The organism is Vibrio sp. SCP2 (genome assembly GCF_059295395.1).
Genome location: NZ_JCAFVV010000002.1, coordinates 343,204 through 357,472, shown reverse-complemented (window position 1 = coordinate 357,472; position 14,269 = coordinate 343,204). Strand labels below are relative to the sequence as shown.

Here is a 14,269-nt window from a genome sequence, read left to right as displayed (position 1 = left end):
TAAGCAAAATTCTAAAAACCAACTAATCTTAAGTAAGAAAGGATTTGCTTTTCTATGCGGGTTTATTGTCAGTTTGACAGGTTCAGAGGGGAATTCATTATGAGTATTTTCGACCATTTCCAAGCGCGCTACGAAGCCTCAAAGGATGAGGAGTTATCACTGCAAGAGTTTTTAGCTCTATGTAAGGATGACAAAAGCGCTTATGCCAACGCAGCTGAGCGACTATTAATGGCAATTGGCGAGCCAGAGGTCATTGATACAGCGCAAGACCCACAACTGAGTCGTATTTTCTCCAACCGCGTGATTTCTCGATACGACACATTTAAAGACTTCTACGGTATGGAAGATGCCATCGAGCAGATTGTTTCCTACCTCAAACATGCGGCCCAAGGGCTTGAAGAACGCAAGCAGATTCTTTATCTACTTGGTCCTGTGGGTGGCGGTAAATCGTCTTTAGCCGAAAAACTAAAAGCATTGATGCAACAAGTTCCAATATATGTGCTTTCCGCTAACGGTGAACGCAGCCCTGTTAATGATCACCCATTCTGTCTGTTTGATGTCAATGAGGATGGTGATCTACTCAAACAAGAGTATGGCATTGAAAAACGCTACCTACGCTCGATTATGTCTCCGTGGGCAGCAAAACGACTCCATGAATTTGGTGGCGACATCTCGAAATTCAAAGTAGTCAAAGTTAGACCTTCTATTCTAGACCAACTAGCGATAGCTAAAACTGAGCCAGGTGATGAAAACAACCAAGACATTTCGTCTTTGGTCGGTAAAGTTGATATTCGACAGCTAGAGCACTTCTCACAAGACGATCCAGATGCTTACAGCTACTCGGGCGCACTATGTCGAGCAAACCAAGGTTTGATGGAATTCGTAGAGATGTTTAAAGCGCCAATCAAGGTGCTTCACCCGCTACTTACTGCAACCCAAGAAGGCAACTACAATGGTACGGAAGGCCTATCAGCCCTACCATTTGATGGCATGATTCTCGCTCACTCGAACGAATCAGAATGGCAAACATTCCGCAACAACAAAAACAACGAGGCATTCCTCGACCGTGTCTACATAGTCAAAGTGCCATACTGTCTACGCGTTGCGGAAGAAGTGAAGATCTACCAAAAACTGCTCGACCATTCAGAGCTATCGAAAGCGCCATGTTCACCAAGCACGCTAGAGCTGCTTTCACAGTTCAGCATTCTGTCTCGACTTAAAGAGCCAGAGAACTCATCGATCTTCTCCAAGATGAGAGTCTACGATGGTGAAACGCTCAAAGACACAGATCCTAAAGCGAAGAGCTATCAAGAGTATCGTGACTTTGCGGGCGTCGATGAAGGCATGTCAGGTCTTTCAACCCGTTTCGCGTTCAAGATTCTATCGCGGGTATTTAACTTCGATCAAACAGAAGTCGCGGCAAACCCTGTTCACCTGTTCTATGTTATCGAGCAGCAGATCGAACGTGAACAATTCCCTCAAGAAACGGCGGAAAAATATCTAGAGTTCTTGAAAGGCTATTTAGTGCCACGTTACGTCGAGTTTATCGGTAAAGAGATCCAGACTGCGTACTTAGAGTCCTATTCAGAGTACGGTCAGAATATCTTTGACCGCTATGTAACCTACGCAGATTTCTGGATTCAAGACCAAGAATACCGCGATCCAGAAACTGGTCAGCTATTCGACCGCTCTGCATTAAACAATGAACTAGAAAAAATCGAAAAAACAGCCGGTATAAGCAACCCGAAAGATTTCCGTAATGAAATCGTTAACTTTGTGCTTCGTGCTCGCGCCAACAACAATGGTACCAACCCAGTTTGGACAAGCTACGAAAAACTGCGCACTGTGATTGAGAAGAAAATGTTCTCAAATACAGAAGAGTTGCTACCAGTTATCTCCTTCAACACTAAAACCTCTTCTGAAGATCAGAAGAAACACGATGACTTCGTCGCTCGTATGATGGAAAAAGGCTACACAGAGAAACAAGTACGCTTGCTATCTGAATGGTATCTACGCGTTCGTAAATCTTCGTAATAGCAGTGTTTTAGCCCATGAAATCCCTACCAGAGTATAACGCTCTGGTAGGAGATTGGATGAATAAGTGTCTGTCGACATGTAGCGGCAGATGCATAAGAGATAAGGGGTGACTCATGGCGCAATTTATTGACCGACGACTGAACGGCAAAAATAAAAGTGCGGTAAACCGTCAGCGCTTTTTACGCCGCCATAAAGAGCAGATTAAAGAATCTGTGGCGGATGCGGTAAATCGCCGTTCAATCACCAACACTGAAACCGGTGAAGACGTATCCATTCCGCATAAAGACATCAAAGAGCCCGTCTTTCATCAAGGCAAAGGTGGCTTAAAAGAGCGTGTCCATCCAGGAAATGACCAGTTCATTACCGGAGACAAAATCGAACGACCTAAAGGCGGCGGACAAGGCGGAGGTTCTGGCGAGGGTGAAGCCAGTGCTGACGGCGAAGGCCAAGACGATTTTGTATTCCAGATTTCTAAAGACGAGTACCTAGACATTCTGTTTGAAGATCTTGAGTTGCCTAATTTAGAAAAAAACCAAATCGCCAAAATTACCGAATGGAAAACCCATCGCGCCGGCTATCAAACCGCTGGTGTGCCAGCAAATATCGCAATAGTCAAATCGCTTCAACAGTCACTTGCGCGTCGAACCGCAATGACGGCAGGCAAAAAGCGCATGTTACGTGAACTCGAAGAAGAGCTCGATCGCGTTAAAATGTCTGAGCCTGCACAAATGCTCAAAGAGAAGCGTCTTCAAGAAGAGATAAAAGCACTACGTCGTAAGTTAGATACGGTACCGTTTATTGATACCTTCGATTTACGATTCAAGAACTATGAGCGCCGCCCTGTACCATCTAGCCAAGCGGTTATGTTCTGTCTTATGGATGTTTCAGGTTCTATGGACCAAGCAACCAAAGACATCGCCAAGCGCTTTTACGTGCTTCTTTACTTATTCCTAACTCGCACCTACGAGAACGTAGAAGTAGTGTTTATTCGTCACCATACCCAAGCAAAAGAAGTCGATGAACATGAGTTTTTCTACTCGCAAGAGACAGGGGGAACTATAGTTTCAAGTGCGCTAAAACTGATGAACGAAATTGTTGCAGACCGCTACCCTGTTGGAGAGTGGAATATCTACGCAGCTCAAGCCTCAGATGGTGATAACTGGGCAGACGATTCACCGCGATGCCGTGAGCTTCTCACCAAAAACTTATTGCCAAACTGCCAATACTACTCATACATCGAAATCACTCGCCGCTCTCATCAAACCTTGTGGCATGAGTACGAAAAGCTTGAGGGAGCATTCCCTAACTTTGCGATGAAAAACATTCGCAGCGTTGAGGATATCTTCCCTGTATTCAGAGAGCTTTTCAAAAAAGAGACTGCTTAGGGAGGCTGTATGACAACGAAAACGAAAAAGCCAACAAAGAGTAAGGCGCTGCCAGATGGACCTGATTGGACATTCGATCTGCTTGACCAATACCACACTGAAATAAAACGCGTCGCTGATCACTATAAGCTTGATGCTTATCCTAACCAAATTGAAGTGATTACTTCTGAGCAAATGATGGACGCCTATTCAAGTATTGGTATGCCTATCAACTACAATCACTGGTCATTTGGTAAGAAGTTTATTCAAACGGAACAAGGCTACAAACATGGTCAAATGGGTTTGGCCTATGAAATCGTCATCAACTCAAATCCATGTATCGCCTACTTAATGGAAGAGAACACCGTTACGATGCAAGCCTTAGTGATGGCTCATGCTTGCTACGGTCACAACTCATTTTTCAAAGGCAACTACCTATTCCAGACTTGGACCGATGCGAGTTCAATCATTGATTATCTATTGTTTGCTAAAAACTACATTGCGGAGTGCGAGCAAAAATACGGTGTTCAAGAGGTTGAAGACCTACTCGACTCCTGTCATGCGTTAATGAACTTTGGTGTCGACCGCTATAAAAGACCAGAGAAGATCTCGATTGCTGAAGAGAAATCTCGTCAAGAAGAGCGTGAAGCTTACCTTCAATCGCAGGTTAATGACTTATGGCGCACGGTTCCGAAATCAACGGTAGAGCCTGAAAGCCAGAAAATACGTTTTCCGACCGAACCACAGGAAAATATCCTCTACTTCATAGAAAAACACGCACCTTTACTTGAATCGTGGCAACGCGAAATCGTGCGTATCGTACGTAAGATCAGCCAGTACTTCTATCCACAGAAACAGACTCAAGTTATGAACGAAGGTTGGGCAACTTTCTGGCACTACACCATTCTCAATCACTTATATGATGAAGGCTTGGTAACGGATAGATTCATCTTAGAGTTTCTCCATAGTCATACTGGTGTTGTCGCACAGCCGGCCTACAACAGCCCTTACTTCAGCGGTATTAACCCCTACGCATTAGGTTTTGCCATGTTCCGCGATATTCGACGCATCTGTGAAGATCCAACTGACGAGGATAAAGAGTGGTTCCCAGATTTGGCTGGAACAGACTGGCTTGAAGCGGTGCATTTCGCTATGCAGAACTTCAAAGACGAGAGCTTTATCAGCCAGTACTTGTCACCTAAGCTAATGCGCGACTTCAAACTGTTTGCCATCGTCGACGACGACCGTAAAAACTACATCGAGGTGAGTGCCATTCACGACGATAGTGGCTATCGCGCAATCAGAGAAAAGCTTGCGGCGCAATATAACCTGAGTAACTTGGAGCCAAACATCCAAGTGTTTAACGTTGACGTGCGTGGCGACCGCTCACTCACGCTACAATACGTACCACATGACCGTATTCCGCTTGATGAGGGCTACGATGAAGTTCTCAAACACCTTTATCGCTTATGGGGATTTGACGTCATTCTTGAAGAGGTGAAAGACAGCGGTCGCCGAGAGATTCTTGGTACCTGCCCTAAACGAAACGACTATGATGGCAAAATATAAAACTCAACAATGACAAAAGGCCCCGAGGGGCCTTTTTAGTATCTAGAATCTATTGCTGCTTAGCGATAATGCTTCGAACCACTTCGAGGTCCTCTGGCGTATCGACACCTGCGGCAGGTGCTTCCTTCGCCACTTCAACATGGATCTTTTCCCCATACCAAAGCACACGTAGCTGTTCTAAACACTCTATCTTTTCAAGCGCTGTTGGCTCCCAGTTGATATAGGTGTTTATAAACCCTGCGCGATAAGCATAAATACCGATATGCCGCATCAGTGGTTGTTTAATGATTTTGGCATCTTCAGCAAAGCTGTCGCGATCCCAAGGAATCGTTGCGCGGCTAAAATACATCGCATAACCATCTTTATCCGTCAGCACCTTAACCGCATTCGGGTTAAAGACTTCCGCTTCATCACTGATCTCAACGGCCAACGTGGACATAGGTGCTTGGCTATTCGCCAAGTTCTCTGCAACTTGAGTAATGATAGAAGGTGGAATTAAAGGTTCATCCCCTTGAACATTGACGATGATATGATCATCAGGGATAGCCATTTTCTCAACCACTTCAGCAAGGCGCTCAGTGCCTGACTCATGGTTTGGTGAAGTCATGCAAACTTGCCCACCAAAAGCTTCAACCGCTTGCTCTACTCGGCTATCATCAGTTGCAACAATTACCTTATCCGCACCCGCTTGGACTGCCTGTTCATAAACCCATTGAATCATAGGCTTACCACAGATATCCGCCAGCGGCTTACCAGGTAAACGGGTCGACTGATAACGCGCGGGGATAACAACCGTAAACGACATTATCTGCCCTCGTCCATACTAACTTTACGCGCTTCAGGCTCTAGAAGCACCGGAATACCTTCTTTGATCGGATATGCAAGACGGTCTAATTTACACACTAGCTCTTGCTTGTCTTTATCGAACGTTAGTTTTCCCTTACATACTGGACATGCAACAATCTCAAGCAGACGATGATCCATACTGTTCCTTAACCTCTTTAATCTTATTTAAGATGCGCGCTTTATCTGCATCTTCAAACTCAGCACTGACAGGTAAATACCACCAGTTCTCTTTCGCATAATGCGCGCATTTTACCGCGTCTTTTTCTGTCATAATCAAGTGTTCGCCTTTGGCAGCGAGCGTCTCTAAATCAGACAGTTCAAAATCTTTATGATCGGCAAAGCCTTGTTGATAAGAAGGCTTTGCACCTAACTGTTCAAGTGTCTTAAAGAATCGTGGAGGGTGGCCGATCCCCGCCATCGCGACGAGATTATCTTTCAGCCCCATGACACTCAAACGTTGACCCGTTTTCATGTTGACCGCTTGAGTCGGCTTTAACACCATAGCGGCTTCATTTTGTAATGCTTGACCACCATTGGTAATGATAAAATCTACCTCAGCTAACCTAGCGGTAGACTCGCGTAGCGGACCTAACGGAATCAAACACTCACTACCAAATCGTCTCACACCATCAACCACGACAATCTCGATATCACGCTGTAGTGCATAATGTTGAAGACCATCATCGGTAATAACGATATCGACACCTAGCGGTAGTAAAGCCTTTACAGCTTCACTTCTAACTGGTGAAACGGCTACTGGCGCGCTTGTACGTTTAAAGATTAGCTTAGGCTCATCACCACAGTGCTTAGTTGACGTTTCATTGTCCACTAAGAGCGGATAATGCGGCGCTTTCGCCCCGTAACCGCGTGACACCACCCCAGGCTTGTAACCAAGCGCTTGAAGTTGCTCAACCAACCAAATGACTACTGGTGTCTTACCATTACCACCAGCGGTAATGTTACCCACCACGATGACAGGCACAGGAGCACGATAGCTTACGCTTTTACCTGTTTGATACTTGTTACGACGAGAACGACTTACCAATCCAAACAAAATACTGAGCGGCCACAATAGCGGCCATAATAAATATTTTAGTGGATGATTCTCAAACCAGATCTTTTCAATCAAAGCTATGCACCGAATTGAATTCGATGAAGCTGAGCGTAAGCACCATCCTTCTCAATCAACTCACTGTGATTTCCACGTTCGACGATTTCACCTTCATCCACAACCAAAATTTCATCGGCATTTTCAATCGTAGACAGACGGTGGGCAATGACCAACACTGTTTTGTTCTTTTGCAGTTCATCCAGAGCCGACTGAATTGCCTTTTCCGACTCAGTATCAAGCGCAGATGTCGCCTCATCGAGAATCAGTACAGGTGCATCACGTAATAGTGCACGTGCAATCGCGATACGCTGACGCTGACCACCAGACAGACTTGCGCCGTTTTCACCAATAACCGTATCTAAGCCATCATCCATCTTCTCGATAAAGTCCATAGCATAGGCTAAACGCGCGGCTTCTTCGATTTGCTCACGACTGTATTGCTCGGTTGCCGCATACGCAATATTGTTGGCGATGGTGTCGTTAAATAGATGAACATTTTGTGATACCAAAGCGAAGTGCGAACGCAGATTACTTAAGGTGTAATCACGGATGTCATGCTCATCAAGACAAATATTACCCGCATCTACATCGTAAAAACGGGTAAATAGGTTAGCAATGGTACTCTTACCCGAACCTGAACGACCCACAAGCGCAATGGTTTTGCCTTTCGGGATTTTAAAACTGACATTATTCAGTGCTGGCTTCTCTTTACCTTCATAGGTAAAGGTCACTTCTTTCACTTCAATATCACCACGTACTTTCTCTGTTTGGTACTTACCGTTGTCTTGCTCGGTTTCTAGATCCATCAGAGCAAACAAGGTTTGGCTTGCTGCCATACCACGTTGGAAATCAGAGGTAACATTGGTCAACGCTTTAAGCGGTCGCATTAGAGCAAACATGGCAGAAAACACGACGGTAAAAGTACCTGGAGTCAACTCTGTGCGGATAGAGTCCACACTCGCTAAGAACAGGACAACAACCAGAGCGATAGACGCAATCACTTGAATCACTGGGTTGGCAATCGCTTGAGCAGCGACCATTTTCATTGATTGCTGACGCATCTGATTGCTCACTGAATCAAAACGCTCACTTTCGACATGCTGTCCACCGTAGCTCAAAACCACTTTATGGCCTTTTAGCATCTGCTCTGCGGACGAGGTAACATGCCCCATAGTTTCCTGCATGTTTTTGGAGATTTTACGGAAGCGTTTCGAAACAAAACCAATTCCCCATGCCACGATCGGAGCAACAACAATCAATACCAGTGATAGCTGCCAACTGTTCCAGAACATAAGGATAAGCAAGCCAATAATACTTGCACCTTCACGCACAATACTCACCAATGCTCGACTCGTTGCCCCCGCAACTTGTTCAGAGTCATAGGTAATGCGAGATAGCAGACCACCAGCGGATTCTTTATCAAAGTATGCGACTGGCATATGCATAAACTGGTTAAAGATAGAGCGCCTCATCTCCATAACCACGTTGCCAGAAACCCAGCTTAAACAGTATGTTGAAACGAATCCACTCAGGCCTCGCACCACCATCATGCCGAAAATAATAAAAGGAAGAATTCTTAGAAAGTTAGATTCTGCATCGCCAAAACCTTCATCAAGCAAGGGTTTGACTAATGACATCATGTAAGTGTCAGCAGCAGCATTAATAATGAGAGCAACAACAGCTACAGCAAGGCCCGCTTTGTACTGTCGAATATAAATCCACAGGCGTTGAAAGGTTTGCCACGTGGTTTCGTCTTGATTCAGAGACATAGAGTTGCTTATTTTTCTTTTACAATATTGCGGCTATTCTACTCCGTTACGCAGCATCTGCCTATACCAAGTCTTACCTTTGCGCGTCCTTAGCGCACTAACCTGATAACTTTGCGGATAAACATTGAACAACACTTGACCAGAATGCCCAGTATCCATCCATTGCGCACCTGCTTTTTGGTATCTCTCAACCACATTTTCATCCGGCAACCGCCACCTTCCCCCTTTAGCCAGAGACGCAACTGCAACTTCGGGACTAACCGCTGCAATAAACGCGGGAATTGATGAAGTTTTACTGCCGTGATGGGGAACGATTAAGATATCTGAATCCAATTGTTCGCCCTCCCTTACTAAAATCCATTCTGCGATGGCTTCAATATCTCCCGCCAACAACAGCGCAGTTGGACTCTCTTGATGTTGGAGTTTAAACACACATGAGTGAGGGTTATAAGCTCTGCTGGTCAATTTGGGCGGCCATAATGACTCGATGGTGATCTTTCCCCATTGCCAAGAACGCCCTACTACACACGGTTCAAAAGACTCCCCTGACTGACTAGTCAGTATCTTGCTAGGGCTCCACTGCTGCTTGATTGCTTGCAAACCTCCCGCATGATCATTGTCAAAGTGGCTGATAGCCAGATAGTCTAATTGGGTGATACCTCTTGAGATCATTAATGGCGTCACAACCTGTTCTGCCATACTAGAGGTTTGCCAAGCGGCACCAGTATCATAAACAAGTGCCCTATTCTGTTGTTGAACAAGGATAGATAAGCCATGACCAACATCTAGCACCACAATTTGCCACAATGGCGAATCCCGCCACTCCACTAAGCTTAAGCCTGTACTAAGCATCAGTAAGATTGTACCTCGCCTTGATAACAAGCGACTTATCGTCAGCGCAGCTAAGATGCAAAGAAGCCATAACTGTGCTTGTCTCGAAACATCAAACCAAGTCCAGACAGAGTATTCCATTGCCCAATTCACTGGCATTAAACAAAGCTCTAGCAACTGCCAAGGGAATTCAAACCAAGGAAATATAAGGTGGATAGCAAAGGAGAAGAAGATGAGCGGTAGGACCACAACAGTAAACCAAGGAACAAACATTAGGTTGTAGGCAATAGCTCCGAGGCTCACTCCATGAAACAGATACATCACGATGGGCGCCATCAAAACCACCAGAAAAAGCTGCATTTTTACTGCCTGCACAATCAAATTGCCGCGTGTTTTCCCACTGACTTGATATAGAAAAATCACCCCAACCGCAACCATCGACATCCAAAGGCTAGGAGAAATAACAGAAAAAGGATCGAGAAAAAGCAGTAGGCTTAAAACCAGCAGCCATTTGAACGAGTTGGGGAGCTGACCTGCAAGCGGCATTAAAATACACAACAGCAAACACATGGTGACTGCTCGCTCCGTTGGGATAGAAAAACCCGCGAGCCACACATAGCCAATCGCAAAGGCTAAACCCAATAAAACAGGCGCGTGCAACAATAAGACATGGAGCTTAAGTAGGCTAAGTCCAATAAACCAACCGATACCAAATGCAATTCCGACGTGCAGGCCAGATATCGCAATAAGATGACTAAGGCCGCTATTTTTAAGCAATTCCCAATGTTGCGGAGTAAGCCCTTCACGCATACCAAACATAAGAGCCAGTATCATCGCTTGATGTTCGAGTAATTGTGTTTTCTCTTTAACTGATTCAATCAGCCGCGTTCGAAGCGAAGGCTGACTCGTTATAAAGAAGCTTTTCTTTCTATCGACTGAGCCAGTTCCAACAACTCCTTGAATAAGTGCATGCTGCTCAGCATCGTACCCAACACCATTCATCAAACCATAAATCGGTTTCACCGAGACACTTGCCGTCACTTGGTCACCCGGATTCAAAGAGATTGGACTGGTTAAACGCAGTTTAGGTTGGTGAAAAGTGGTCAAGGCTTCACCATTGATTGATCTGACTACAACAATACCTTGAAAGCCAAAATTTATTGGTTTAAAAAGGCTGTCAACGTCAGCGATTATGGTAATATCCTGACCAGCTTGAAAAAGTGCTTCTGTTTGATATCGCAATAAGTTGCCGTGCATCAGGATGACAACACACGCTAAAGCTAGTCCCAGACAGCCTCTTGCTCTCCTATACTTGGTTGAAACAACCAGTATAGCTAAAGCTAAAGGCACATAATCTAATCTCGGCATTATCGGCCAATACGGACTAGTTGTGATCAACAAAGAGAAAGAAATTAGCGTCCAGTAATGTAAGTAGAGAGTCATTTCCCTATGCCAAGAAAATTTATAAAGCGCTTTATGCCTGACCACGAAGTAATTAAACGTCAAAAGGCACTAAAGATTTTTGGCAATGTGCTGTATAACCCAAACCTATGGTGCCTTAACCGTCGCTCTGCGTCTGGTGCATTCGCCGTCGGTTTATTTATGGCTTTCGTTCCCCTTCCAAGCCAGATGATTATGGCTGCGGGCCTCGCTATTGCCTGTGGTGTTAACCTACCACTCTCTGTTGCACTTGTTTGGGTGAGTAACCCTGTCACCATGCCAGTGCTGTTTTACTTTGCCTACAAAGTTGGCGCTTGGGCAATGCATGTACCTCCTCAGCACTTCCACTTTGAGCTTTCTTGGGAGTTCATTCTGCATCAAATGAGTACAATAGGCCCTCCATTCCTACTCGGCTGCCTAATCTGTGGCGTTTTGTCAGCAATGATCGGGTACTTTGGAATCAGAGCTCTGTGGCGTTATTCTGTAGTACGAAGTTGGCAACAAAGAAAAATCAGAATAGGCAACCTACTTAAAAAGTAAAACGCCAGCTCGTGCACTTTCGGCTCAGTTAATATCCGCTTGAAAAATGATGAAACGAGAGTGTGACAAGCGCGGTTAGCCACCTGTAGAAAACCAAAAAGGGAAAAGCCTAAGCTTTTCCCTTTTTATTGGTGACAATGAATTGTTTTATAGCGGATTAAACTCAGCATCACGTAGGGCTGAGAGTATTAACTCTCCACTCTCTGCGACTCTGAACTCCCCATATTGAGCGGCATTTAACTTGTCAGCTTTCCCTTCTTGAAAGAAATACGCGTTGGTGGCGAATTTAACTTGCCCCGATCTCAGCCTAAACTGCAACGCGATTTCAGAGCTAGGCGAACGCTCTGTCGAAGTCGACACAAACTGCGCGACACGATTGCTATCGAGTTCGATGTTCACAAAGCCATCAACCGCCGCACTGTACCTGTCTCTCATTCCCTTGTCTGCTAATTCACGGATGACATCTTCGCCTAGCTCAAAATTGAGTGTCATGTAATCACCCTGCATCAAAGAACGAGGATCTACTGGGGCTAGCTTGAGTAGAACAACCTGCCCATGCTCCAAAAGCTGCTCTTTTTGATATATGGACCAATTGACCGCAACTAACGCCAAAACAAGCGTAACGATATAGATAGTTTTTCGCATACGACTACCCCTTTGCTTGATTTAGCACTTTGTTGAACACCAAGTAGCTAACTAACATTATCAAGGCGACCGACATCAGTACCCCAGATTTAAACAGTAACGTCGTTTCCATCATGTAATAGTAGGTTGAGCTATACACGAGCAAGGCTGTCGCCCCCACTCCCATCATCATCCGGTTGCTTTGCGCGAAAGCAGTGACGAGTATGAGCAAACTTGCTCCTACCCCGGGAGCCATACTGGTTAAAACAACCAATAGAATAGTGAAGATGACTGCGAGTTTAGCCACGTTAGAGCGGAGCCGAATTTGGTGATAGTGAAGCAAGTACCCCGCAGAGATAAACATGCTCAACATATAGGTGATAGGCGCCACCCAATAAGGCAAAGTAAAAGTGGCATCAGAGTTTGACACCAATATACTCCCAACTTCATTTCTAAAAACTTGAACACACAGTAATACAACGATCGATAGCACCAAGCCGTACTTTAAGCCTGATACAAATCGATAGGATGCTGGAAAGCGAAATTCATTCAGTGACAACCAAACCATTGGCAGTAGTAAAACACTGCTCAATAGACTGGGCAGCCCATAAGAAATCAGCACCCCAGACATAGCCGCACAGCAACTTAGGGTAGACCATACTCGATGAGTCATACTTGGCATGATAATCACAAGTACAGCTTGCAGAATTGCGAACGAAAGCAAAATAACTTGTGTATGCTCAAGTGGCAGCAAGGCCCAACCATACAGTACTTGCGCAGAAAAGCTTAACGCGAGAGCAAGGTGCTCAAAAAACTCATTATTGCGTGCTGAAAGTATTCGCTGAGCGGCGACAAACATGATCAAAGACACTACCGCCGAAGCCACCGCGCTTTGGAAAAATAGAGTAAACGCGCCGAAGAAGATGCCCAATAAACAGAGTCCGCCTAGCCAGCCTGAGATCGCCAGTAATAGTTTGATAGGCCAAGCAAAACCACTGGGGGTCTCATTAATCATACTTTCAGATACGACACCCTGATCAATCAGCTGTTTTTTTAACTGCTTACTCATGGTCTTGCTCCTCCCGCTGAACATTTTTCAGCCAAGCTGCAGCGATTAGTCCAGACACAACCACGACCACAGTGAGAATTAAGAAATAAGCCAGGTCATCAATTCCTCGGATGTTTTGTGCGACAACAGTGACCGTCACCAATACCAGTGACAAGCATCCACCAGAGAGCATAAATAGATCTAAGGTACGTCTGCGATAAAAATAGTAGACGCTAGCTAGCGAAGCGCCCCAAACTAACAACGGCATAGCAATATCGTTGCTGAAGTTAAGTAAAGAAGACCAAACGATATAGGTGATAATGAGACCAGATGCTGTCCCTAGTAGATGCAGCATCCACTTTTTCTGCATCCAAGCCTGTGACGCGCTCAGAAATTGCCACACGCACAAGGCGCCCGTGTTTAGCAAAAACAGCGCCCACGAATCACTATCTGCGAAACTGAACAACAAAAAGTGATTGGCTGAAAAGGTATTGAAGTAGAGAGCGACTGAGATATTACTTAAAGCAAGCCACAGTACCCAAGCAGGGATAAGCCGTGCGACCACCACCCAGGGTGTAATAATCGCTAGCCAGCTAGCAAAAAGCTGCCAAGTGTCGGCACCTGTTTGATAAGTTTGGCCAAATAAAGCCAACAAAGCACCCATCAATAGACACGAAACAATCATCGCCGCATTGGCGACCAACTTGTGTCGCTCAGCTTTGATATAGACGCCAACAGATGCAATTAAGCAGATTTCGATAACAGCAAACTTGGCGAATCGGCCTAGATCGGCCCAGTTGTAGGCGAAGAAGAAAATCAAAGACAGACTAAAAGCTAAGCTACCTAGCCAAACAAACAATTGATTAAAAAAATGAATCCAAGCTTGGGGAGAAGGCTTTATTTCAGCGAGCTCCTTCGCTCGTTCTATGGTGCCAGAAGTAACGATTCCACGCTCAACAAGATCAACAAGCTCTTTTCTCATTGATTTGATTCCTTTTGCTCTATTGGTATTGTCTCCTCAACCAAATACTTAGAGGCACTATCTGGCTGAGTAAACATCAGATTTGAGGCAAACGAATTTGCCTCATCA

At 45.1% G+C, this 14,269-nt stretch carries 12 protein-coding genes; 4 read left to right on the top strand and 8 right to left on the bottom strand.

The annotated features are described in order from the left end of the window. Nucleotides 1-99: 99 nt before the first annotated feature. From AC5O63_RS09540 to AC5O63_RS09530, 3 genes are all read left to right on the top strand, one after another. The gene (locus AC5O63_RS09540) at nucleotides 100-2,034 is read left to right on the top strand and encodes a PrkA family serine protein kinase (protein ID WP_272785274.1); all 1,935 of its coding nucleotides are present in this window, start codon (nucleotides 100-102) and stop codon (nucleotides 2,032-2,034) included. A gap of 116 nt (nucleotides 2,035-2,150) precedes the next feature. Continuing rightward, on the top strand, nucleotides 2,151-3,422 hold the full coding sequence (locus tag AC5O63_RS09535) for a YeaH/YhbH family protein (RefSeq protein WP_494504782.1): 1,272 nt from the start codon (nucleotides 2,151-2,153) through the stop codon (nucleotides 3,420-3,422). A 9-nt stretch (nucleotides 3,423-3,431) separates the two neighbouring features. Next, complete coding sequence (locus AC5O63_RS09530; RefSeq protein ID WP_494504781.1) at nucleotides 3,432-4,970, top strand: SpoVR family protein; 1,539 nt, start codon at nucleotides 3,432-3,434, stop codon at nucleotides 4,968-4,970. Nucleotides 4,971-5,019: 49 nt separating this feature from the next. Here AC5O63_RS09530 and kdsB read toward each other — a convergent pair whose 3' ends face one another. Genes kdsB through AC5O63_RS09505 form a run of 5 tightly spaced genes read right to left on the bottom strand, consistent with a single transcriptional unit; the run spans nucleotide 5,020 to nucleotide 10,634 of the window. Then, entirely contained in the window at nucleotides 5,020-5,775 is a 756-nt protein-coding gene (gene kdsB, locus AC5O63_RS09525; RefSeq protein ID WP_494504780.1) for a 3-deoxy-manno-octulosonate cytidylyltransferase, read from the bottom strand. Then, a complete protein-coding gene (locus tag AC5O63_RS09520; RefSeq protein ID WP_004747022.1) occupies nucleotides 5,775-5,954 on the bottom strand; it encodes a Trm112 family protein in 180 nt (59 codons plus the stop codon). Before AC5O63_RS09520 ends, kdsB begins: the two co-directional genes overlap by 1 nt. Beyond that, nucleotides 5,935-6,945, bottom strand: coding sequence for a tetraacyldisaccharide 4'-kinase (gene lpxK / locus AC5O63_RS09515; protein ID WP_494504779.1), 1,011 nt, complete (start codon nucleotides 6,943-6,945; stop codon nucleotides 5,935-5,937). Before lpxK ends, AC5O63_RS09520 begins: the two co-directional genes overlap by 20 nt. A 2-nt stretch (nucleotides 6,946-6,947) precedes the next feature. Beyond that, entirely contained in the window at nucleotides 6,948-8,696 is a 1,749-nt protein-coding gene (gene msbA / locus AC5O63_RS09510; RefSeq protein WP_494504778.1) for a lipid A ABC transporter ATP-binding protein/permease MsbA, read from the bottom strand. Nucleotides 8,697-8,729: 33 nt separating this feature from the next. Then, nucleotides 8,730-10,634 (bottom strand): DNA internalization-related competence protein ComEC/Rec2, encoded by a 1,905-nt coding sequence (locus AC5O63_RS09505; RefSeq protein WP_494504777.1) that lies wholly within the window; start codon nucleotides 10,632-10,634, stop codon nucleotides 8,730-8,732. A gap of 342 nt (nucleotides 10,635-10,976) precedes the next feature. Here AC5O63_RS09505 and AC5O63_RS09500 point away from each other — a divergent pair, with 342 nt between their 5' ends. After that, nucleotides 10,977-11,507, top strand: coding sequence for a DUF2062 domain-containing protein (locus AC5O63_RS09500; protein ID WP_004747017.1), 531 nt, complete (start codon nucleotides 10,977-10,979; stop codon nucleotides 11,505-11,507). A 147-nt stretch (nucleotides 11,508-11,654) separates the two neighbouring features. Here the strand turns inward: AC5O63_RS09500 and AC5O63_RS09495 are convergent, their stop codons facing one another. The 3 genes from AC5O63_RS09495 to AC5O63_RS09485 are packed head-to-tail and all read right to left on the bottom strand — an operon-like array spanning nucleotide 11,655 to nucleotide 14,161. Then, complete coding sequence (locus AC5O63_RS09495) at nucleotides 11,655-12,152, bottom strand: GDYXXLXY domain-containing protein (RefSeq protein WP_494504776.1); 498 nt, start codon at nucleotides 12,150-12,152, stop codon at nucleotides 11,655-11,657. 4 nt (nucleotides 12,153-12,156) lie between these two features. Then, complete coding sequence (locus AC5O63_RS09490; RefSeq protein ID WP_494504775.1) at nucleotides 12,157-13,200, bottom strand: DUF4401 domain-containing protein; 1,044 nt, start codon at nucleotides 13,198-13,200, stop codon at nucleotides 12,157-12,159. Beyond that, entirely contained in the window at nucleotides 13,193-14,161 is a 969-nt protein-coding gene (locus AC5O63_RS09485; protein WP_494504774.1) for a DUF2157 domain-containing protein, read from the bottom strand. Before AC5O63_RS09485 ends, AC5O63_RS09490 begins: the two co-directional genes overlap by 8 nt. Between the last annotated feature and the right edge of the window lie 108 nt (nucleotides 14,162-14,269).